The organism is Rhodococcus sp. NPDC057529 (assembly GCF_042802055.1).
Taxonomy (GTDB): Bacteria; Actinomycetota; Actinomycetes; order Mycobacteriales; family Mycobacteriaceae; genus Rhodococcus_F.
In genome coordinates, this window is the sequence record NZ_JBHVEY010000001.1 from 574,562 (window position 1) to 599,067 (window position 24,506).

A 24,506-nucleotide genomic window follows, 5' to 3' on the forward strand; every position below is an offset into this window, starting at 1 on the left:
CCTCTCGATTACGGACAACTCGGACATTCGGTGCGGTGGGGGCACCGCGACCCAGACCTTATACGGTAAGGCTAACCTTTGGTATTGTTCCAATTCGCCCGGCGCTCGCTTTGCAGGCCGTGATGTCCATTCGGACAGTTGAATTCGTCACCGAGAAGAGGATGTCAATTCATGTCGACCGCCGCAGTGCCCTTGACGCGCGCCCAGTCGGGCGTATGGTTCGCCCAGCAGTTGACCCCGGACAACCCCGTGTTCAACACGGCGGAGTGCATCGAACTGCGTGGATCCGTCGACCTGGCCGCCGCTGCCCGCGCCGTGCGCGGCGCCGCCGACGACGCGGAAGTTCTCACCGCCGGTTTCGGCGTGGAAGCCGACGGAACCGTGTTCCAGTATCCGGGAGCCCGCCCGCTCGCCGAACCCGTGCGCGTCGATTTGAGCCACTCCGAGGACCCGTGGGCCGCCGCGCAGCAATGGATGGCCGACGACGTCGCCGGCGTCATCGATCCGCTCACCGACCCGTGTGTGCGTGCCGCACTGCTCGTTCTCGCCGACGACTGGGTGGTCGTGTATCTCTGCGTCCACCACCTGGTGATCGACGCCTACGGTTTCGGCCTCTTCTCCCGGCGGATCGCCGAACGCTACACCGCGGACCTGCGCGGCGACGACGTGCCCGCGTCGAAGTTCACCCCGGTCGCGCCGGTCGTGCAGGAAGAACTCGACTACCGGGACACCCCGGAGTTCCTCGCCGACCGCGAATTCTGGTCCGGCTACCTGTCCGACGTCGACGAGGCCGTCCTCCTCGGCGGGGAGAGCGAGGACGACGTGTCCGGCGGGATCGCCCGCCGGTCGCGCGCCGTGCGATGGACGCTCACCGCCGACCAGCAGCGGGGTCTCAGCACCGTCGGCAAGGCGGTGTCCGCCAGTTGGGGTGACGTGGTCACCGCGACCGTCGGCGCCTATCTGCGCGCCGCCACCGGCCGCTCCGACCTCACGATCGGCTTCCCGGTGATGAACCGCCTCGGCAGCGCGTCGATGGGCGTGCCCATGTCCGCGGTGAACGTCGTTCCGCTCCGGCTGCAGCCGACGGCCGCACACACACTCGGCGATCTGATCGGCGACGTCCGCTCGGCAGTGGCCGAGTGCCGGTCCCACTACCGGTACCGCGGCGAGGACATTCAGCGTGACCTGCGGCTCCCCGCCGGGTCCCGCGGGGTGATCGGACCGTCGATCAACGTCAAACCGTTCGGAGATCGGCTGCTGTTCGGCGACATTCGCGGTGGGGTGCACTCGGTGGCGCGCGGGCCGCTGCAGGACTTCATGGTGACGGTGCGGCCGCTCGACGCCGTCGGCGGTCTCGAGGTGTGGGTCGACGCCGACGCCGACACGTTCACCGCGGCCGACCTCGATCTGCACGCCGACCGCCTGCAGCGGCTCGTCGCGGCGGTGGCGGACCTGCCGGACGGCGCCGGGCCCGCAATTCTCCTCGCCCGGCTCCCGATCCTCTCCGACGCGGAACTGCGGCGGGTACTGCACGAGTGGAACGCCTCCGACCTGCCGGTCCCGCCGGGACTGACCCTCGTCGACCTGTTCCACGCCGTCGTGGACCGCGACCCGGACGCCCCCGCGGTCGTCGACGCGAACACCACGCTCACGTACGGCGAACTGGAGGCGCGGGTCGGCCGGCTGGCCCGGCACCTGCTGTCGCACGGGCTGGGCGAGCATCGCCGGGTAGCCGTCGCGCTGCCCCGGTCGGTCGACACGATCGTGGCGCTGTTCGCGGCACTCGAGGCCGGCGCGACCTGCATTCCCCTCGACCCCGACCATCCGGCCGAACGCCTCGGTCACGTTCTCGCCGAGACGGAGCCGGGATGCATCCTCACCGCCGGCGACGCCACGTCGCGCATCGCCGAAATCGCCGCGGCGGCAGGTCTGCCCGAACCGGTGGTGCTCGACGACGCCGCCCTGGCCGCGACGCTGGCCGCGCTGCCGGGGCACCGTCTGTCCGACCTCGAGCGCGGACGCTGGATACACGACCTCGAAACCGCCTACATCATCCACACCTCCGGCTCCACCGGGCGGCCGAAGGGCGTGGAGGTGCCACATCGCGGCGCGGTCAACCTCTTCCACAGTCACCGGCACCACGTCTTCTCCCGGGCCTGCGCGGCGGCGGGCAAGACCCGGCTGCGGGTCGGCCACGTGTGGTCGTTCTCGTTCGACGCCTCCTGGGGCCCGCACCTGTGGATGCTGGGCGGGCACTCGCTGCGCATCGTCGACGAAGTGACCCAGCGTGATCCGGATCAGCTCGCAGTCCTGGCCCTGGCCGAGGGCTGGGACTTCGTGGAACTGTCGCCGTCGCAGCTCGAGCAGGTGATCGACGCCGACCTGTTCCCCGCAGGCAGCGTGCCGGCGGTCGGATTCGGCGGCGACGCAGTCACGGACCGGCTGTGGGAGCAACTGCGCAACAGGCACGGCGAGGCATTCAACTTCTACGGGCCCACCGAGGGCACCGTCGACGTTCTCGTCGCCGCCGTCGCCGACAGCGCGACCCCGGTGATCGGGCGGCCCGTCGCCAATCTCCGCGCCTACGTGCTCGACCACAGCCTCGCCCCGGTCCCGCCGGGGGTGGACGGCGAACTCTACGTCACCGGTCCGGGCGTCGTGCGCGGCTACCTGGGCGCCCCCGGACTCACGGCGGGCCGGTTCGTCGCGAACCCGTTCCCCGGTGGGGAGCCCCGCATGTACCGCACCGGCGACATCGTCCGGTGGGTACCCGACGCGACCGGGGGCTCCGCGCAGATTGTGTACCGCGGACGCGGCGACAACCAGGTGAAGATTCGCGGATTCCGGGTGGAACTCGGCGAGGTCGAATCCGCGCTGACCCGGCTGCCGGGGGTGACGCGCGCCGTCGCAGTGGCCCGCACCGACAGCAGCGGAGTGTCGCAGCTCGTTGCGTATCTGCTGATCGACGACGCCGCGGACGCCGCGGCATTCGACGTCGCGGCGGCGCGGGCGCAGGTCGGGCAGTGGCTGCCGGCGTACATGGTGCCGTCCGCGTTCACCGTCCTCGATGCGCTGCCGCTCACGTCCAACGGCAAACTGGACCGTAAGGCGCTGCCGGACCCCGACTTCGGATCGCTGGTCACGTCCCGGCCGCCGTCCACCGACCTCGAGGCCGGACTGTGCGACATCGTCGCCGGCGTGCTCGGTCTGCCGTCCGTCGGCATCGACGACGACTTCTTCCTACTCGGCGGGCACTCGCTGTCCGCGGCGAAGGTCATCGCGCGGGCACGGGACCGGCTCGGTGTCGAACTGAGCATCCGCACCGTCTTCGACAACCCGACCGTCGTGGCGATGGCGGCACAGTGTGCCCACGACGCGGCCGGACCGGGCCGCCCGCCGCTGGTCGCGGTCGCGCGCACCGAGACGATGCCGCTGTCGTTCGGGCAGCAGCGGCTGTGGTTCCAGTTCCGGTTGGAGGGGCCGAGTCCCACGTACAACGTGCCGGTGACGATGCGGTTGCACGGCACCGTCGACGACACCGCCCTGCGCGGCGCACTCGCCGACGTCCTCGCCCGGCACGAGACGCTGCGCACCGTCCTGACGGACGTCGACGGCGTGGGCTGCCATCGCGTGCTGGCCGACGTCCCGCCGCCGCTGGTCGTGGAGAACGTGACGGCCGCGGAACTCGACGGCAGGCTCGTGGCCGCCGCCCGGCACGGCTTCGACCTCGAGACCGAGATCCCGATCCGGTTGCGACTGTTCCGTGTGTCGCCGGAGGAATCGGTGCTGCTACTGCTCGTGCACCACATCGCGAGCGACGAACTGTCCACACCGATCCTGTTGCGTGACCTGGGCGCGGCGTACGAGGCGCGCACCGGACGCCGCACCGCCCGGCCCGCGCCGCTGCCGGTCCAGTACGCCGACTTCGCGGTGTGGCAGCGCGACCTGCTCGGCGACCCGGACGACCCGGACAGCCTGTCCGCCCGGCAGATCGGGTACTGGAGCGAACGGCTCGCCGGGCTGCCCGAGGAGCTGACACTGCCCGTCGACCGGAGCCGCGCCCCGGTCGCGACGTTCGAGGGCGCACACGTCGAGCACACCCTCTCGCTGGGCACCGTCACGGCGCTGCGGGCCCGCGCCCGCGACGCGGGCGCGACGATGTTCATGCTCGTGCACACCGCCGTCGCGGTCGCGTTGTCGGGTAGTGGTGCGGGCGAGGACATTCCGATCGGAACCCCCACCGCGGGCAGGCCGAGCACGGAACTCGACGAGCTGGTCGGGTTCTTCGTGAACATGGTGGTGCTGCGCACCGACCTGTCCGGCGACCCGACGCTCGCCGAGTTGCTCGGCCGCGTGCGGGCGACGGACCTCGCGGCGTACGCGCATCAGGACGTGTCGTTCGACCGGCTGGTGGAGGCCCTCAACCCGGAGCGCAGTGCCGCCCGGCACCCGCTTTTCCAGGTGCTCGTGCAGCACCAGGCCCCGCCGCCGATCAGCCTGTTCGAGGAGTTCTCGCCGGAGGTGTCGTTCGTCTCGAACGACACGGCGATGTTCGACCTGACCTTCGACGTGATCGACGAACCGGACGGATCGATGCGCGTCCGTGTCGATTACGCCCGCGACCTGTTCGACGCCGCGACCGCCGACGCTCTCGCCGCGCGCACCGTCCGCGTGTTCGAGGCGCTCGCCGCGGACCCGGATGTCCGGGTGTCCGCGGTGGAACTGCTGTCTGGGCAGGAGCGTTCGTGGCTGCGCCGGGGCGGCGTGGACACGGCCGCGGTCATCGACGGCGCCGCCGTCACGAGCATCGACGCCGTCACCCTCGACGTGCTGTTCGCCCGACAGGTGGACCGCACACCCGACGCGCCCGCCCTGGTCGGCGGGGACCGGGAACTGACGTTCGCGGAACTGGATGCGCGGGCCAACCGGATCGCACGGCACCTGATCGACGGCGGCGTCGGACCGGAGTCCGTGGTCGCGCTGATGCTGCCCCGCGGGATCCCGGTGATCGTCTCGATCCTGGCCGTCTGGAAGGCGGGCGGCGTCTATCTGCCTCTCGACCCCGACTACCCGGCCGACCGGCTCGCGTACATGCGCGCCGACGCGACACCCGCACTCGTGCTGGATCAGGCGACATTCGACGCGTGGTCGGCGAGCGACGCGGCCGACACACCGATCGCGCCGCACGAACGCCGCGGCACCACGACCGCCGACAATGCCGCGTACCTCATCTACACCTCGGGTTCGACCGGACAGCCGAAGGGTGTCGTCGTCCCGCACCGCGGTGTCGCGGCACTGCTTGCCACACAGCGCGAACGCACCGTCGGGGACGCGTCGGCCGAGCGGCTGCGTGTGTTGCTCACGTATTCACTGGCCTTCGACTCGTCGGTCGATCCGCTGCTGTCGATGCTCGGTGGTCACACCCTCCACCTCCTGGAGTCGGAGCTGCTCGCGGACTCGGCGGGCATCGTCGACTACGTGCGGCGCCACCGCATCGACGCGGTGGACTGCGTGCCGCTGCTGATGAGCGAACTCCTCGCGGACGGGCTGATCGACGCCGCCCACCACCGTCCCACCGTTCTCGCCGTCGGCGGCGAAGCCGTATCCGCAGACCTGTGGGCGGCGCTCGGCGACGCGGCGGCCGACGGCATCCGGTCGCGGAACATGTACGGGCCCACCGAAGCCACCGTCGACGCCGCCGTCGCGGACATCCTCCCCGGCGCCCGGCCGACCATCGGCACGCCCGTCGTCGGGGGCCGCGCGTACGTCCTGGATCGGCGACTGCGGGCGGTGCCGCCCGGCGTGCCGGGCGAACTGTACGTCGGGGGACCGGGCGTGACCCGCGGGTACCTCCGGCGTCCCGGACTCAGCGCCTCGCGCTATGTGGCCGATCCGTACGGCGCCCCCGGCGAACGCCTGTACCGGACCGGGGATCTGGTGCGGTGGTCCGCGGACCGGACGCTCGAGTACCTGGGCCGCGCCGACGACCAGGTGAAGATCCGCGGATTCCGTGTCGAACTCGGTGAGATCGAGCAGGTCCTCGCCCTGCATCCGGGGGTGGACGCGGCCGTGGTCGTGGCCCGGGAGGACGATCCCGGCCGCAAACGCCTCGTGGCGTACGCGGTGGGCCGCGACCTCGACGCGGAGGCGTTGCGCGCGCACGTCGCGGCCGCGCTGCCCGACTACATGGTGCCCGCCGCGACCGTCCTGCTCGACAGCCTGCCGGTGACCCCGAACGGCAAGATCGACCGGAAGGCGCTTCCCGCGCCGGACTTCTCGACGCTCGGCACGTCGCGGGAGGCCGCCACGGATCTCGAGCGCCGGCTGTGCGCGGTCGTCGCGGAGATCCTGCGGCTGGACAGGGTCGGGCCCGACGACGACTTCTTCGTGCTCGGCGGCGACAGCATTGTCTCGATCCAGCTGGTGTCGAAGGCGCGGGACGCCGGATTGCGGTTCACCGCGCGGGACGTGTTCGAGCACAAGACCGTCGCCGGACTGGTGCGGGTGCTGGAGATCGACGCGGCCGAGGTGGACGAGGCCGCGCTGGAAGCGTCGGCGGCGGGCCGGATTCCGGCCACCCCGATCGTGCACGACCTGATCGAGCGGGGCGGCCCGTACACGCGGTTCGCGCAGTCCCGGCTGCTGACCGCACCGGCAGGCCTGACGGCGGAGGCGCTCGAGGCCGCGGTGCAGCGGGTGCTCGACATCCACGACATGCTGCGGGCCCGGTTCGACGGTACGGAGTTCGACGTGCCCCCGGCCGGCGCCGTCCGGGCCGCGGACGTCGTCTCGCGGGTGGACATCGCCGGTCTCGGCTCCGCCGAGCGGGACCGCGTCGTCGCGGAGGCCACCGAACGTGCCTACGCGGCCCTCGATCCCGGGGCCGGGGTCATGGTCCGGGTGGTGTTCTTCGACGCGGGCGGCGGCGCCGGCGGCCGGGTCCTGATGGTGATCCACCATCTGGTGGTGGACGGGGTGTCGTGGCGCATCCTGGTGCCGGACCTCGCGGCGGCCTGTGCGGGGGACCCGATTTCGAGGGCGGGCACGCCGTTCCGGCTGTGGTCGACGGGGCTCGCCGAGCAGGCCGCGGACCGCGACGGGGAGCGGCCGCTGTGGCAGCGCGCGACCGCGGACGGCGCGCACCGGGTCCGGCTCGCCTCCGGCCCGCTCGATCCGCGGCGCGACACCATCGACGCCACCGCGCGGATCCAGGTGGAGGTACCGTCTTCGGTGACCGAGGCCCTGCTGAGGACGGTGCCGGAACGCTTCCACGCGAAGGTCGACGACGTGCTGCTCACCGCGCTCGCGTTGACCGCAGCCCGGCACGGCGGCGGCGCCGTCCCGGTGGACCTCGAGGGCCACGGACGTGAGGAGCAGGCCGTTCCCGGTGCGGATCTCGCCCGCACCGTCGGCTGGTTCACCACCCTGTACCCGGTGCTCCTCGACGCGCAGGGCATCGATCTGGGCGATGCGTACGCCGGCGGCGCCGCGGCCGGTGACGCGCTCAAGCGGATCAAGGAGCAGTTGCGTGAGATACCGGACAGCGGAATCGGATTCGGCATGCTGAAGTATCTGCACCCGGGTGGGAGTGCGGGGGAGGCGGATTCGGTGCCGCCCGAGATCGGATTCAACTACCTCGGGCGCTTCACGCTCGGTGAGACCGACGGCGGAGACTGGTCGACGGCACCGGAAGGGGCCGCGCTCGGTGGGGCCACCGACGTGGCCATGCCGGTCAGTCACGCGCTGGAGATCGGTGCGCTGACGGAGGAGTCGGACGACGGACCGGTGCTGCGCGCCACCTGGGGGTACAGCCCGGCCGTCCTGTCGGAGGCCCTCGTCACCGAACTGGCCGAGGGCTGGGTGGCCGCGTTGACGGCGCTCGCCGGGCATGCCGGTCTGGAGACCGCGGGCGGGTACACGCCGTCGGATCTGACTCTGGGCGAATTGGATCAGTCGGAGATCGACGAATTCGAGCTCGAGTTCCAGTGACCAAGAGCGGGTAAATCGTAGGTATTGGCGAGGATGGCTGCTTCGGATAGCCTAACCAACCGAGCCCGGGCAACTGTCCGGCAATTCGAGATGCGGAGTGGGTCATGCAGTTAAAGGAACTGTCGCGGTTGCGCCAGGCGGTGGTTTTGGGTGCGACGGCAATCTTGGCCGTCGGAGTCGTGGGCTGTAGCAGCTCCGACGACAGCGCCGGCAGCGACTCCGGCGCGACCTCCTCGGCGGCCGCGAGCTCCGAGAAGCGGACGTTCGAGGCGCAGAACGGCGCGATCGAGATCCCGGCCGAGCCGCAGAGCATCGTCGCCTGCGGGTACGCGGTCCTTCCGCTGATCCAGGCGAAGGCGAACCTGTCCGCGGTGTGCGAGTGGACCCGCGAGGTCGACAACATGGACGCCGAGACGAAGGCGGCGTACGACGCGTTGCCGAAGGTCGCCCAGGACGCGGACATTTCGACCCTCGACTACGAGGGTGTGTCCGCCGCGGACCCCGACCTGATCATCATGGGCGTCCCCGCCCGTGCACAGTCGATGGTCGACATGGCCAAGCTCCAGTCGCTCGCCCCGGTCGTCTTCCTCGGACCGAAGGCTCCCGGAGAGTGGCGCACGCTCGGCGAGCAGTTCGCCGACGCCGCCGGTGTCTCCGACAACTACGGCGAGTTCAAGCAGCAGTACGACGACAAGGCCGCGCAGATCGCCGCGAAGTACAAGGATTCGCTCGGCACGCTGACGTTCGGCGGTGTCTGCGACAGCTGTGCCGGGGACCCGGGCGAGTTCTACCGTGAGTTCACGTCGTCCTACACCACCAACCTGTTCGACGACCTCGGGCTCCAATTCCCCGGTCAGCCTGCCGATCCCGCGGACGTCCACGGTGAGTTCGTGTCGACCGAGCAGATCGCGGCCAGCCTCGGCAACGTCGACGTCATCGTCTACGGCGTCGGCCCCGACGGCCAGGTCAGCCCCGAACTGCAGGCCCTGATGGACTCCCCGCTGTGGAAGTCGCTGCCCGCCGTCCAGGCAGGCAACGTCGTGCCCGTCAAGCACGCACTGGCCGCCACCTACCAGACCGCCCTCCTCACACTCGATTCCATCGACGAGGGACTGTCGAAGTTGCCCGCCAACAAGCAGTAACGCAGGCGGGTTCGGCCCCCGGGTCCATCGGACCCGGGGGCCGAACCGTCTGCGATCCACCCGCCCGTCCGCTCGCGGCGGTCCACCCGAACCGGAAAACTGAGATGACCCGCACTTCTGCGCTCGAAGACATCGTTCCGCTCTCGCCACTCCAGCAGGGCCTGCTGTTCCTCAGCACCGTCGCCGCACCGGACGACGGGGACGACACGGGCAGTGCGGAACCCGATGTGTACACGGTGCAATCGGTGATCCGGCTGGACGGACCGGTCGACGACGAGCGGATGCGGGCGTCCGCGCAGGCGCTCCTCGACCGGCACGCGGTGATGCGCACGTGCTTCCGGCCCCGCAAGGACGGGCGCCACGCGGGACTCGTCGTCCGGGCGGTGGAGGTGCCGTGGCGGACCGTCGACCTCACGGAATACGACTCCGCGGAACAGGAACGGCGGATCGCCGACCTGCTGGCCGACGACCTCCGGACCTGGTTCGATCTCGCCAAGCCGCCGCTGGTCCGGTGGCTGCTCGTGCGACTCGCCCCCGACACCGTCCGGCTCCTCTTCACCGCGCACCACATCGTGGTCGACGGCTGGTCCACACCGATCCTGGTGCGGGAACTGCTCGAGATCTACGCGGCGGGCGGCACCGCGACCGGTCTTCCCGCCGTGCGCAAGTACAGCGACTACCTGGCCTGGCTCGGGCGGCAGGACCACGACCGCGCCCGGGCACTGTGGCAGGAAACCCTGGCAGGGCTGGACGAACCGTGCCTGCTCACCCCACCGGGCTCGACCCGCGTCACCACCGACGCCCGGGCACTCGAACTCGACGTCCCCGCCGACCTCGGCGACGCGCTCGCCGACGTCGCCCGCACGAGCGGGGTCACCCTCAACACCGTGCTCCAGACCGGTTGGGCGCTGCTGCTGTCCGGGCTGCTCGGCCGCGACGACATCGTGTTCGGCGCCACCGTCTCCGGACGTCCGCCCGAGTTGGCGGGCGTCGAATCGATGGTCGGGCTGTTCATCAACACCGTGCCCGTGCGGGTGCGCCTCGACGCCGCCGAGACGGTGCGCGACCTGCTGCAGCGAGTACAGCAGGGGCAGGCCCGCACCCTCGACCACCAGTACGTCGGACTCTCGGACATCCAGCGCGACACCGGACTCGGCGAGCTGTTCGACACGCTGACGATCTTCGAGAGCTACCCCGTCGACCGCGACGCCCTCGAGCGCGCCCAGCGCGATGGCGGCGTGTCCATCGCCGGCGTCGACGGCCACGACGGCACCAACTACCCGCTGGTCCTCACCGCGGGTGTCGCCGAGACGCTGAAACTGATTCTCGACTACCGGCCGACGCTGTTCGGCGACGCGGACGCCGAACGGATCGGCGCCCGGCTGCTGCACATTCTGGAAGCGCTCGCCGCCGGTGGCAGCGCGCGCGCCGCGTCGATCGCGGCACTGACGGCCACCGAACGCGACCTCGTCCTCGGCGAATGGGCCGTGGCGAAACCCGCCGTCGAATCCGGCTTCCCGACCGTCGCCGACCTGCTGTCCGAGCAGACGTCGCGCACCCCGCACGGCACGGCCGTCGTGCACGGCGACACCTCCCTGTCCTTCGCCGGCCTGGCGTCGGAATCCGCGCGTCTCGCGCGTCTGCTGATCGCCGCGGGTGTGGGGCCCGAGTCGCGGGTGGGTCTGGCGCTGCCGCGGTCCGCGGAGACGGTCGTCGCGATCGCCGCGGTCCTCTCCGCCGGCGGCGCGTACGTGCCGCTCGACCCGTCGTACCCGGCGGACCGGCTCTCGCACATGGTGTCCGATTCGGCGCCGACGGTCGTGGTGACCACGGTGGCCGTGTCGCAGCGGCTCGCCGCGGTGCTGGAGGGCGTGCGCGTCGTGACACTCGACGACCCGACGGTCGCGGCGGAACTCGCCGCGTTGCCCACGGGCCCCGTGACCGACGCCGAACGCCGCACCCGGTTGCACACCGACAATGCGGCCTACGTCATCTACACGTCGGGGTCGACGGGTCTGCCCAAGGGCGTCACCGTCAGCCACGCCAACCTGCTGGATCTGCACGGCGCGCAGCGTGCGACGACGATGCGGTCGTCGCCGGATCGCACCGATCCGTGGCGGGTGCTGCTGACGTATCCGTTCGCGTTCGACTCGTCCGTGGCCGCGCTGACGTGGCTGTTCGAGGGGCACGCCCTCCACATCCTGCCGGAGGAGCGGCGATCGGACACCGCGTTCGTCGTGGAGTACGTGCGGGCCAACCGCATCGACTACGTGGACAGTGTGCCGGTTCTGATGAATCAGCTTCTCGACGAGGGACTCCTCGACCCGGGCGCAGCCCACCGGCCGTCGAAGGTCACCGTGGGCGGCGAGGCGGTCACGTCCGCCCTGTGGGAACGGCTGGCGGGCACCGGCGGCGTCGAGGCCTACAACTTCTACGGGCCCACCGAATGCACCGTCGACGCGGCGTTCGCCCGGATCTCCGGTGACGCGGTGGCCATCGGCGGACCGACGCCCGGCACGTCCGTGTACGTCCTCGACGGGTGGCTGCGCCCCGTCCCTCCCGGCGTCGCCGGTGAACTGCACGTGGCCGGGGCCGGTGTGGCCCGCGGATATCTGGGACGGCCCGATCTGACGTCGGGACGGTTTGTCCCCGACCCGTTCGGCGCTCCCGGACAGCGCATGTACCGCACGGGCGACGTGGTGCGGTGGACCGCGGACGGGGCGCTCGAGTACGTGGGCCGCGGCGACGACCAGGTGAAGATCCGCGGCTTCCGGGTGGAACTCGGTGAGGTGGAAACGGCACTTGCGACCGTCGCGGGGGTGCGGGAGGCCGTGGTGCTCGCGCACACCGACGACCGGGACGTACGCCGACTCGTCGGCTACGTCACCGTCGACGAGGCGCTGTCGGCGTCGGCGGTGCGGTCCGCGGCCGGGGAGCGGCTGCCGGACTACATGATTCCCGCCGTCGTGACCGTCCTGGATGCGCTTCCCGTGACCGCGAACGGGAAGGTGGACCGGAAGGCGCTGCCGCAGCCGGACTTCGGTGCGTTGGCCGGCTCGGGTGAGTCGCGGAACGAGACGGAGGCGGCGCTGTGCGCGGTGTTCGCCGAAGTGCTCGGACTCGACCGGGTGGGCGTCGAGGACGACTTCTTCGCTCTCGGAGGCGATTCCATCGTGTCCATCCAGCTCGTGTCGCGGGCGCGCCGCGACGACATCCGGGTGACGGCAAGACAGGTCTTCGAGCTGCGGACCGCGGAGCGGCTCGCCGCGGCCGTGGACGCCGAGTCGGACGTCGAGACCCCGGACACGGTCGCCGTGCCCGCCGAGGGGGACGTGCCGGTGACCCCGATCGTGTGGGAAGCCCTGCGCCAGGGCGGAAATCTGGACCGCTTCGCGCAGGCTCGGTTGCTGCTCGCGCCCGTCGGCCTGACCGAACCCGTCCTGGCGGGCGCCGTGCGGGCGCTTCTCGCGACGCACCCGCTGCTGCGGTCGCGGTTCACCGTGTCGGACGAGACGCCGCGCTGGACGGTGCCGGATTCGGCTGATGAGGGGCCGAATCCGGTACGCCGCGTCGCGGTGCCGGATGACGGCTTGGACGCCTGGCAGGCCGTGTTCGAGGCCGAGCGGGAGCGGGCCTACGCGTCGCTGGACCCGGCGGCCGGTGTGATGCTGCAGGTGGTGTTCTTCGACTTCGGACCGGGCAGGCAGGGCCGGGTCTTCGCCGCCGTCCATCACCTGGTGGTCGACGGGGTGTCGTGGCGGATCCTGGTGCCGGACCTCGCGGCGGCGGCCCGGCAGATCGCGGCCGGCCGACCGGCAGCGCTCGAACCCGCCGGGACGTCGTTCCGCGGCTGGGCGACCGGACTCGTCGAGGCCGCGGCGTCCGACCGGGTCACCGCCGGCTGGCCGGTGTGGGAGGCCGCGGTGAACGCCGGCGAACCCGCACTGGGGCACCGGCCGCTGGACCGCGACCGCGACACCGTCTCCTCCGCCCGATCGGTGGAGGTGCACGTTCCCACGGACGTGACCGCGCAGGTGCTCACCACCGTGCCGGCCGCGTTCCGTGCCGGCGTCAACGACGTGCTGCTCACCGCGCTGGCCGTGGCGGTGGCGTCCGTGCGCGGAGGGACGCTGGTCCGCGTGGACCTCGAGGGCCACGGCCGTGAGGAACAGGTGGTGCCGGGCGCGGACATCTCCCGCACCGTCGGCTGGTTCACGTCGCTGTACCCGGTGGCGCTCGACATGCAGTCCCTGGACCTCGGCGACGTCCTCGCGGGCGGGCCCGCCGCCGGACTCGCCCTGCGCCGGGTGAAGGAATCGCTGCGGTCCGTGCCGGACAACGGCATCGGGTTCGGGTTGCTCGCCCGGCTCAACCCGGAGTACTCCGCCCGCTTCGACGGCTACCGGCCGCCGTCCGTGATGTTCAACTACCTCGGCCGAATGACGCTGGGGGAGAACACCGACGGCGCCTGGTCCGGGGCTCCCGAGGCCGCTGCGCTGGGCGGCTCCGTCGACCCGGGCACCCCCCTCGACCACGTACTCGACGTCAACGCGATCACCGAGGACACCGCGGACGGCCCCGTCCTCAGCTGCGTGTTCACTGCGGCGGACGACGTGCTCGGCGCGGAGGACGCCACCCGCATCGCCGACGTGTGGGTCGAGGCGCTCACCGCGCTCGCCCGGCATGCCGGGCACCCGGCCGCGGGCGGGCTCACCCCGTCCGACCTCACCCACGACACCCTGCCGCTCACCGAACTCGTCGCCCTCGAACACGAGGCACGGGACACCGTCGGCGCGGCACTCGAGGACGTCGTCCCGCTGACCCCACTGCAGCAGGGCATGTTCTTCCTGTCCGGACTCGACACCAGCGGTGTGGACGTCTACACGATGCGCACCGTCCTGGACATCGAGGGCGCGCTCGACACCGCGGTCCTGCGCCGGTCGGCGGAGGCACTCGTGGCGCGGCACGCCAACCTGCGCACCGGGTTCCGGATCAGTGCCGCCGGCGAACCGATCGGCGTCGTCCTGCGCGAGGCGATCCTGCCCTGGCAGGAGACCGACCTGCACCAGCTGCCTGCGGACGACGCCGCCACGGAGTGGTCCGCCCTGCTGGACGACGACCGGAATCGGCGTTTCGACCCGCACGCGGCGCCGTTGCTGCGCTTCACACTCGTCCGGGTGGGCGAGACCCGGTACCGGCTGGTCTTCACCGCCCACCACCTCCTGCTCGACGGGTGGTCGACGCCCCTGCTGATCCAGGAGCTGATCCAGCTGTACGGCGCGGCGGCCGATCCGTCGGTGCTGCGGCCGGTCCGCCCCTACTCCGACTACCTGACGTGGCTGAAGGGGCAGGACACCGAGCGCGCTCTGGCGGTGTGGACGGAAGCCCTCGCCGGGGTCGAGGAACCCACCCTGCTGGCCGCGGCCGGTTCGTCCCTCGACCCGCAGATCCCCGGTGAGATCACCGTTTCCGTGCCCGAGGGGTTGTCGGGCGGGCTGCTCGAACTCAGCCGGAGACTCGGCATCACCGTCAACACCGCCGTGCAGGCCGCGTGGGGTCTGTTGCTCGGTTCGGTGCTGAACCGTCCTGACGTGGTATTCGGCGCCATCGTCTCGGGACGCGTGCCGGATGTGACCGGCATCGAGTCGATGGTCGGGTTGTTCATCAACACGGTGCCGGTGCGAGTCGGCGTCCGCCCGCAGGAGACGGTCGACGAGTTCCTGCGGCGGGTGCAGGGCGAGCAGAACCGCGTCATGGACCACCAGTACGTGGGGTTGTCCGACATCCAGCGCAGCGTCGGTATCGGCGAGATGTTCGACAGTCTCATCGTGTTCGAGAGCTACCCGGTGGACACCGAGGCGCTGGAGGCGGCGCAGCGGTCCGGCGGTATCCGGGTGTCGCACTCGGAGGGGCAGGACGCCACCAACTTCCCGCTCGTCCTCGTCGCCGGGCTCGAAGGCGAACTCGATCTGATGCTGGAATACCAGCCGGCCCTGTTCACGAACGACGAGGCCACCCTGCTCGGTGAACGGCTGGTGCGCATCCTCGAACAGCTTGTCGCGGACCGGTCGCTGCCGACCGCGCGCATCGACGTGCTGTCCCCGTCCGAGCGGACCCGGCTGCTCGGCGAGTGGGCGGTCACAAAACCGGCGCCCCCGTCCGGTGTCTCGACGGTCGCGGACCTGTTCGCCGCGCAGGTCGACCGCGCACCGGGCACCACGGCCGTGGTCTGCGGCGACGACACGCTGACGTTCGCGGACCTCGGCGCGCGGACAGCGCGGCTGGCCCGACTGCTGATCGACGCGGGGGTGGGCCCGGAGTCGAAGGTGGGGCTGGCGCTGCCGCGGACCACCGACATGGTCGTCGCCGTCTTCGCGGTCATCTCCGCCGGCGGCGCGTACGTGCCGATGGACCCGGCGTACCCCGCGGACCGGCTCGCGCACATGGTGTCGGATGCGCGGCCCACCGTGGTCCTGAGCACCGCGGCCGTCGCCGGGGAACTCGGCGAGATCCTGTCGTACTCCGGGGCCGAACTCGTGATGCTGGACGACCCGTCCGTGCAGGAGCGCCTCGCCGCACTGCCGCACACCCCCGTCACGGACAGCGACCGACAATCCCCGCTGCGCGGCGCCAACACCGTGTACGTGATCTACACGTCCGGGTCCACCGGGGTGCCGAAGGGCGTGTCGATCACACATGCCAACCTGCTCAACCTCTTCCACAGCCACCGGCAGTCGCTGTACCTCCCGACGGTGGCCGCGGCCGGTCGCGACGGCATCGGTGTCGGGCACGCGTGGTCGTTCAGCTTCGACGCCTCGTGGCAGCCGACGCTGTGGCTGCTCGACGGTCACACCGTGCACGTGTTCGACGAGGAGACCATGCGTGATCCGGACCTGATGGTCCGCGAGGTGATCGAGCGGGGCCTCGACTTCCTCGAGGTCACACCGTCGTTCCTCGACCGGATGGTGGCTGCCGGGCTGTACGAGCACGAACACGTTCCGGCCACCGTCGGATTCGGCGGCGAGGCGGTCAACCCGGCGCTCTGGCGGACACTGCGCGACGTCACGGCAGGCCGGGCGTTCAACCTGTACGGGCCCACCGAGTGCACCGTCGACGCGCTGATCGCGAAGGCCGCCGACGCCGAGGAGCCGGTGCTCGGCAGGCCGGTCCACGGTGGGACCGCGTATGTGCTGGACCGGTTGCTGCGGCCGGTGCCCGCCGGCGTCGCCGGTGAGCTCTACCTGGCCGGCAACGGCGTGGCGCGCGGCTACCTCGGCAGACCCGACCTCACGTCGGGTCGTTTCGTGCCCGATCCGTTCGGCGCCGCGGGGGAGCGCATGTACCGCACGGGTGACGTGGTGCGCTGGGCAACGTCCGGTCTCGGGCTCGAATACGTCGGGCGCGCAGACGATCAGGTGAAGATCCGCGGGTTCCGGGTCGAACTCGGTGAGGTGGAATCGGCGCTCGCCGCCGTGGCGGGTGTCCGCGACGCGGTCGCGGTCGCGCACACCGACGTTCGGGGTGTGCGCCGTCTCGTCGGCTACGTGACCGTGGACGGCGCGCTCGACCCGGCCGTGGTGCGTTCCGTGGTCGCGGAGCGTCTGCCCGACTACATGGTGCCCGCGGCGGTCGTGGTGGTCGGCGCGTTCCCCGTCACCGCGAACGGCAAGGTGGACCGGAAGGCGCTGCCGGAACCGGACTTCGGCAGCCTCGTCGGCTCGGGTGAGCCGCGGAACGACACGGAGGCGACGCTGTGCGCGGTGTTCGCGGACGTGCTCGGGCTCGATCGGGTGGGCGTCGAGGACGACTTCTTCGCGCTCGGTGGCGATTCCATCGTGTCGATCCAGCTGGTGTCCCGGTTGCGGGCCGCCGGTCTGCAGGTCAGCGCCCGGCAGGTCTTCGAACTCCGCACCGCGGCGGGACTCGCCGCGCTCGCCGGCATCGCGGACGCGCCGTCGGCGACCGTCGGAACGGCGGAGGCGGACGCCGTCGGCGACGTCCCGCTCACCCCGATCGTCTGGGAGCCCCTCGAATGGGGCGGCGACATCAGCCGCTTCTCCCAGGCCCGGCTGCTGGTGGCACCGCTCGGCCTGGACGTCCCGGTGCTCGAACGGGCCGTCGAGGGTGTGCTCCGGACGCATCACCTGCTGCGGTCGCGGTTCGACGTCGTGGGCGGCGCACCGGAATGGGTGGTGCCGGAGACGGTCGGTGCGGTCGCACCGCTCGTGCGCCGGGTCGATGCGACTGCGTTGCCCGCGGACGGATGGCAGGAACTGTTCACCGCCGAACGCGAACGGGCCTACGCGTCGCTGGACCCGGCGGCCGGGGTGATGCTGCAGGTGGTGTTCTTCGATTTCGGACCCGGTAAGCGAGGGCGGGTCTTCGTGGCCGTGCACCACCTCGTGGTCGACGGGGTGTCGTGGCGGATCCTGGTTCCGGATCTCGCTCTCGCCGTCACGCAGGCCACCGCCGGGGAACCGGTGGCGCTGGAGTCGGCGGGAACGTCGTTCCGGGCCTGGGCCGCCGGGCTCGCGGAGGCCGCGACCACCGAGAAGATCACGGCGGGCTGGTCGCACTGGCAGGGCGCGGTCGAGGCGGACGAGCCGGAGCTCGGCGTGCGCCCGCTCGATCCCACGCTGGATACGGTGTCGTCCACGTGCTCGATCTCCGTGCGCGTGCCGACGGACGTGACGGACCGGGTGCTCGCGGCGGGCGCCGTCAACGACGTCCTGCTGACGGCGCTGGCGCTGGCGGTGGCGTCCGAGCGCGGCGGCGACGTCGTCCGCGTCGATCTGGAGGGGCACGGACGTGAGGAGCAGGTGGTGCCGGGAGCCGACATCTCCCGCACCGTCGGCTGGTTCACGTCGATGTTCCCGGTCGCCCTCGACCTGGGCGGTATCGACGTCGCCGACGCGCTCGCCGGGGGACCCGCGGCCGCCGATGCACTCGAGCAGGTGTCCCGGTCGTTGCGGGCGGTGCCGGACAACGGAATCGGATTCGGTCTGCTCCGTCGTCTCAACCCGGAATTCGGCGATCGCTTCGACGGATACCGGGCGCCGGCCGTCGTCTTCAACTATCTGGGCCGCATGACGCTCGGTGAGTCCGCCGGTTCGGCATGGTCGGGGGCGCCCGAAGGGGTGGCGCTCGGCGGCTCGGTGGACCCCGCAACCCCCCTCGACCACGTGTTGCAGGTGGATGCGATCACCGAGGACACCGCCGGCGGCCCGGTGCTGGACTGCGAATTCGCCGCAGCGGACGGTGTTCTCACCGCGGAATCCACCCGCGCTCTCGCGGACCGGTGGGTACAGGCGGTGACCGCGCTGGTCGCGGTCTCGTCGGAAAAGAAGTAACCGACATCATTCGGACAGTCGACAAGGGAGATGGCATGACCGACAACAACGGAACACTCGACAGGGCGCAGATCTTCGCCGACACGGCGCGCATCCTCGACGTGGAGCTGGACGAACTGGAGGCCGATGTGAGCCTGGTCGATCAGGGGCTCGACTCGGTGCGGCTGATGGCGCTCGTCGAACAATGGCGCAATGCGGGGGCGGATGTCGACTTCGTGACGCTGGCCAGCACACCGGTGCTCGACAACTGGGTCGACGAGCTCGTGGCGAAGTGACCCGGGGCCCGATCACTGTGCAACTCCTCGACAAACTGGTCATCGACATCGACCCGCTGCGGACCAGCCGCGAGTTCCGGTACATCTTCGTCGCCCGGGTGGTGTCGATCTTCGGGCTCGGCTTCCTCGTCGTGGCGATCCCACTGCAGATGTACGACCTCACTCGCTCGACCGCCCATGTCGCGGCCGTCGCAACGGTGCTGGGCCTCACCACGTTCGGCGCCACGTTCGTCGGCGGCGCCCTGGCGGACCGGTGTGACCGGCGACGTGTCATCGCGATCGCCCGCGGCACCGCCGGCGTGTTCTTCGCCGTGCTGGCCGTCAACAGTTTCCTGCCCGAACCGCAGGTGTGGGTGATCTACCTGTGCGCCGTCGTGGACGGGGCGTGCGGCGGCATTTCGGCGACGGCCCTGATGGCCGTGACCCCCAGCCTCATTCCGCGGGACAAACTGGCCGCGGCAGGGGCGTTGATGGCCCTCACCGCCGATCTGGGGTCGATGATCGGTCCCGCGCTCGGTGGCGTCGTGATCGCCCTCGGCGGCGTGGGCGCCAACTACACGCTGGCGGCGATCACCACCGCGATCACGACGTTCTGCATCACCCGGCTTCCGTCGCTGCCACCGCCCAACGAGGTGTCCGAGTCGCCGTTGCGCTCGGTGGCCGGGGGATTCCGGTTCGCGATCGGTGACCGCGTGATCGGCGGGTTGCTCCTCGCGGGATTCGTGTCGATGCTGCTCGCCGGCTGGGCGGTCCTCATTCCGGAGTACGCCGGCGAGGTGCTCGGTGTCGGCCCCGCGGCCGTGGGCTTGCTGTATGCGGCGCCCGCGATCGGTGCGGTCGCCGGGTCCCTCACCAGCGGCTGGACGGGGACGGTGCGACGCTCCGGGCTCGTCGTGTTCCTCGCGATGCTGATCTCCGCGGCCGGACTGGTCGGGGCGGGCGCCGTCGGATCGGTGATCGTCGCCGTGGCCGGCCTCCTCGCGCACGGCTTCGGTGAGGCGGTGGCCGACATCCTCCGATTCGCGACGGTCCAGAAGTACACGCCGGACGAATACCACGGGCGCATCGCCGGGGTGTGGACCGCGCAGGTCACCGCCGGCGCGTCGGTCGGCGCGTTCGTTGCGGGCGTCGTCGCGGCCGTGGTCCCGGTGCACCTGGCGCTGACCGTGTACGGGGCCACCGGGCTGGTGGCGACGGTCCTGCTCTGGGCGATTCTGCCGACCCTGCGCCGACTGGACGAGAGCCGGACACCGGCGCCCGTGGCCTAACATCGCATGCACACGTGGCGTCGTCGAGGACGGCGTCCGCGACGCAAGGCACGGAGGGCAGGCTTCTGCACATGACCGAACGCAGGTTCTCGCTCGATCAGCGGATCGTCGCCGCCCTCCAGGTCGACGGGCGGTGTTCGTGGAGTCGCATCGCCCAGGCGCTGGGCGAACCCGAACGGAACGTGACCCGGCACGGCATCGCGCTCCTCGAATCCGGCCGGGTGGCCGTCACCGCCGTCGCGAACAGTGGCGGCACCGCGATCGTCCGTCTCCAGTGCTCCCCGGGAACGGTGCGGGTGGCGGCGAGCGCCCTCGCGCAGCGCAGTGATTGCATCTTCGTCTACGTCCTCACCGGCACCGCCGACTGTGTGGCCGAAATCCACGTGTCCCGGGACCGCCTGCCCAAGCTCGTCATGGACGAATTGCCCGCGACGATGGGCGTGGTCCGTAGTTGGACCGACCCCGTGCTGCGGTACTTCCGCACGGTCCGCGAATGGGAAGCGGGGGTGCTGACTCCGGCGGAGAAGGAGTCGATCGGCGGGGTGGTGCCGCCGGCGACGTTCCTCACCGATCTCGAACGCGGCACCCGCGACCCCGTCGACCGGACGATCATCCGCGAATTGATGCAGAACGGGCGCGTGGGCACCACGTCGCTCGCCCGGACGGCCGGTGTGTCCGAGGCGACGGCCCGGCGACGAGTCCAGTCGCTGCTCACCGAGGGGGCGATCAGTCTCCGGGTGGTGGTGGATCCGGCGATGTTCGGGCTGCGGGCCGAGGCGATGCTGTTCATCAAGACCCAGCGCAACCGGATCGAACCGCTGGTGCGGGGAATGCTCGAGATGCCCTACGTGCGGTACGCCGCGGGCACGGCCGGCGAGTACCAGGTGGTCGCGAACATCGCCGCACCCGACGAGTCGGTGCTCTACGACTACATCACCACCGCCCCGTGGGTGGCGGACGCGCTGGCGCTGGAAACCAACATGGTGGTGCAGGCGGTCAAGCGCAGCGGCAGGGTGATGTGACGGATTTCGACATCAGACGGCCCCTCCGACGCGTCTGATTGCGATCTCCGACAGGTGGGTGGCCGATTTCGCCGAACCTCCATCAGCGGTTGAGTGCTGTGATCCGCACCACGCATGCTTCCTCTACTCCCTGGATGGAAGAAGGAACAGCATGCAACGAGAAGCCATTCTCGGGGCGATCGAGGATTCGCCGCAGCGCCGCTGGCTGCTGCTCGTCCCGGTCGCCCCGGTGCTCGCACTCGTCACCGCCGTGTGGCTGCCGTTTGTGAACACGGCCGATCTGTGGCTGGGCATGCCCCGGCTGCTCGTGTGGTGCTCGGCGTGGGTGCTCCTGCTGCTGCCCGCGCTGGCGGTGGTGGAGTTCGGCCTCGTCCGGCCGTTCGAGGACGAACTCCGCCTCGAGGAAGCGAGCCTCCGATGACGAACTCGGCTCTGTGGATCACCCTGGCAGGCATGATCGGTCTCGCCGTGATCGCCGTCGGCGGACACCGGACACGCGCTCGGAACCTGAGCGAGTGGACGGTCGGCAAGCGGAATTTCGGTGTGGTGACCAGCTTCTTCCTGCAGGCAGGTGAATCGTTCACCACGTTCACGTTCCTCGGCGTCGCCGGCATCGCGTTCACCGCGGGCATCGGCGCCACCTACGCCATCCCGTACATTCCGCTCGGCTACGTGGCCCTGTATTTCATCGGACCGCGGATCTGGAAGCTCAGCAAGGACCGCGGCTACATCACGCAGGCCGACTTCTTCGCCGACCGGTACCGCAGCCCACTCCTCGGCCGGCTGGTCGCGTTGTGCGGCATCATCTTCCTGCTGCCGTACCTGCAGTTGCAGATCACCGGCCTCGGCCTCATCGTCCGCCTCGTCACGGGCAGCGCGAGTTCGGGCACGCTCAGCATGATCGTCGCGACCGTCCTCGTCGTCGGGTTCGTGCTGTGGGCGGGCATCCACGGCCTGGCGCGCACCGCCTACGTCAAGGACGTCTTGATTCTGCTCGCCGTCGTGGTGCTGTCCCTCGTGATCCCGCTGCACTTCGCCGGCGGCATCGGCGACGTGTTCGGCCAGATCGCGCAGACCCACAGCGAGATGCTGACCGTGAACCCCGGCGACTACGACAAGGTCTGGTGGACCACCAGCCTGCTGATCTCCGCGATCGGCTGCGGCTTCCTCACCACCCCGCACCTGTGGCCGCCGCTGCTGGCCGCGAAGAACGGCCGGGTGATCCGCTCCAACAACACTTTCCTACCGATGTACCAGGTGGTCATGATCCTCCCGATCATGCTGGGTTTCGTCGGGATCCTCGCACTGAACCCGAACACCAGTAGCAACGCCGTCCTGCTCACGCTGGCCGGGGGAGCGCTGCCGAACTGGGCACTGGGATTGATCGCGATCGCCGCCGCTTCTGCCGCGATGCTGCCCGCCGGCGCCATCTGCATCGGCATCTCCACCCTGGCTTCGCACAACCTCGTGAAGATCGAGAGCGAGCGCACGACGCTCCGGTTCAACCACCTCGTCGTGATCGCCGCCGCCACCATGGCGCTGGTGCTCGGACTGACCCGCCCCGATCTGCTGGCCAACCTGCTGCTGCTCACGTTCGGCGGTCTCAGCCAGCTCGCCCCGGGCCTGGCGCTCGCCCTGCCCGAGAAGCCTTTGCTCGCCAAGCAATCCGTGTTCGCCGGTCTGCTGGTGGGCATGCTCACCGTCATCGTGATGACCTTCTTCGAGCTGAATCTCACCAACATCGACGCGGGCATCTGCGGCCTGGTCCTCAACCTCGCGGTGATCGCCGCGGTCGAGACCGTGGTCCGCGTCGCCCGTCCCCGCACCCCGACCCCCTCGCCGTCGGAAAACACTGCGCCGTCGGAAGACCGTCCGGCCGCCGCCCCGATCCTGGAGACCTCGAAATGACCCTCGACCACTACTCGACCGCGCGTGAGATGCTCACCGCACTCCGCAGCAAGGACATCTCGGCCCGCGAACTGCTCGCCCTGCACACGGAGCGGATCGCGCAGGTGAATCCGACGGTCAACGCGCTCGTCAGCCTCGACCTGGACCGCGCGCACGCCACCGCCGCCGCCGCGGACGAGCAGACGGTCGCCGGCGCCCCCGTGGGTCCGCTGCACGGACTGCCGTTCGCGTTCAAGGACACTCACGACGTCGCCGGATTCCCCACGGTCGCCGGTTCGCCGCTGCTCGTCGACAACGTGCCCGAGACCAGTGAGCTGATCGCCGAACGCGTCACCGCGGCCGGCGCCGTCACGATCGGCAAGACCAACGTTCCCGAGTTCGCCGCCGGCTCGCACACGTTCAACCCCGTCTTCGGGACCACCACCAACCCGTACGACCCCACCAGGAGCGCGGGCGGGTCGAGCGGCGGCGCAGCAGCCGCACTGGGCGCGGGACTGATTCCGCTCGCCGACGGCAGCGACATGGGCGGTTCGCTGCGCAACCCGGCGTCGTTCTGCAACGTCGTCGGATTGCGCCCCACACCCGGCCGCGTGCCGTGCTGGCCCAACAGCGCGCCCTGGGACGCACTGGTGACGCAGGGGCCGATGGCCCGCACCGTCGACGATCTGGAACTGCTGCTGTCGGTGATCTCCGGACCCGATTCGCGGATCCGCAGCTCGCTCGGTGCCGATGCGCGCGCGTCCCGGCTCGGTGTCGCCGGCCTGCAGGGTCTGCGTGTCGCGGTGTCCGCGGATCTGAACGGCCTGTTCCCGCTGGATGCGCCGGTCCGCGAGATCCACGACCGCCAGTCGTCGATCTTCGCCGCCGCGGGTGCGGTGGTAGCCGAGGACGCACCGTCGATCCCCGACGCCGAGTGGGTGTTCCGCACCCTGCGGGCGTGGCGGTTCAAGATCGACCTCGGCGACCGTGCCGACGCCACCCCCGAACTGCTGAAGCCGTCGTTGCTCGACAACATCCGGCAGGCCGACCGGCTCTCCGCCGACGACATCGCGAAAGCCATGGTGGCGCAGGCGGAAATCCAGGCTCGCGCCGTCGAATTCTTCTCCCGCCACGACGTCCTGGTGATGCCCGTGTCCCAGGTGCTGCCGTTCGACGCCGAACTCGAGTACCCGGCAGCGGTCGACGGCCGTCGCTGCGACGACTACCTCGACTGGATGACGTCGGCGCTGACGGTGACGGTGCTGGGGTGTCCCGCGATCTCCGTCCCCGCCGGGTTCAGCGCCGAGGGTCTGCCGGTCGGCGTGCAGATCGTCGCCGCCCCGGGCAACGACCTGTTCCTGCTCGACGTCGCCCGGGCCTACGAGCAGCTCAACCCGGCCGGAGCCGTTCGCCCGCACCTGCTCGAGGGTGCCGCGCGGGTCTAGCTGATGACGTTGTCCAGACTGACGCTCGTTCCGGCTCCGGTATTGCTGCCGACGAGCCAGTGGGCAGGCTCGGACGGCGCTGGGCGTACGGGTGCGCTCAGCGTCGTCCTCGTCGTTTCGACTTCTCA

At 70.8% G+C, this 24,506-nt stretch carries 9 protein-coding genes; all 9 read left to right on the forward strand.

All coding sequences use genetic code 11. From position 1 onward, the window contains the following. Nucleotides 1-171: 171 nt before the first annotated feature. Nucleotides 172-7,989, forward strand: coding sequence for an amino acid adenylation domain-containing protein (locus tag ACFU5V_RS02690; RefSeq protein ID WP_378696610.1), 7,818 nt, complete (start codon nt 172-174; stop codon nt 7,987-7,989). 104 nt (nt 7,990-8,093) lie between these two features. Further along, complete coding sequence (locus tag ACFU5V_RS02695) at nt 8,094-9,131, forward strand: ABC transporter substrate-binding protein (protein ID WP_378696612.1); 1,038 nt, start codon at nt 8,094-8,096, stop codon at nt 9,129-9,131. A gap of 104 nt (nt 9,132-9,235) precedes the next feature. Then, on the forward strand, nt 9,236-18,481 hold the full coding sequence (locus tag ACFU5V_RS02700; protein ID WP_378696614.1) for an amino acid adenylation domain-containing protein: 9,246 nt from the start codon (nt 9,236-9,238) through the stop codon (nt 18,479-18,481). Nucleotides 18,482-18,516: 35 nt separating this feature from the next. After that, the gene (locus ACFU5V_RS02705; RefSeq protein WP_378696616.1) at nt 18,517-18,756 is read left to right on the forward strand and encodes a phosphopantetheine-binding protein; all 240 of its coding nucleotides are present in this window, start codon (nt 18,517-18,519) and stop codon (nt 18,754-18,756) included. Between the two features lie 17 nt (nt 18,757-18,773). Then, on the forward strand, nt 18,774-20,024 hold the full coding sequence (gene entS, locus ACFU5V_RS02710) for an enterobactin transporter EntS (RefSeq protein WP_378696759.1): 1,251 nt from the start codon (nt 18,774-18,776) through the stop codon (nt 20,022-20,024). A 71-nt stretch (nt 20,025-20,095) separates the two neighbouring features. Continuing rightward, entirely contained in the window at nt 20,096-21,046 is a 951-nt protein-coding gene (locus ACFU5V_RS02715) for an Lrp/AsnC family transcriptional regulator (RefSeq protein WP_378696618.1), read from the forward strand. Nucleotides 21,047-21,197: 151 nt separating this feature from the next. Then, nucleotides 21,198-21,467: a hypothetical protein gene (locus tag ACFU5V_RS02720; RefSeq protein ID WP_276140046.1), complete on the forward strand. Its 270-nt coding sequence runs from the start codon at nt 21,198-21,200 to the stop codon at nt 21,465-21,467. Continuing rightward, a complete protein-coding gene (locus tag ACFU5V_RS02725) occupies nt 21,464-22,954 on the forward strand; it encodes a sodium:solute symporter (RefSeq protein WP_378696620.1) in 1,491 nt (496 codons plus the stop codon). The genes ACFU5V_RS02720 and ACFU5V_RS02725 overlap by 4 nt, the downstream gene beginning before the upstream one ends. Beyond that, the gene (locus ACFU5V_RS02730) at nt 22,951-24,378 is read left to right on the forward strand and encodes an amidase family protein (RefSeq protein ID WP_378696622.1); all 1,428 of its coding nucleotides are present in this window, start codon (nt 22,951-22,953) and stop codon (nt 24,376-24,378) included. Before ACFU5V_RS02725 ends, ACFU5V_RS02730 begins: the two co-directional genes overlap by 4 nt. Nucleotides 24,379-24,506: the final 128 nt, after the last annotated feature.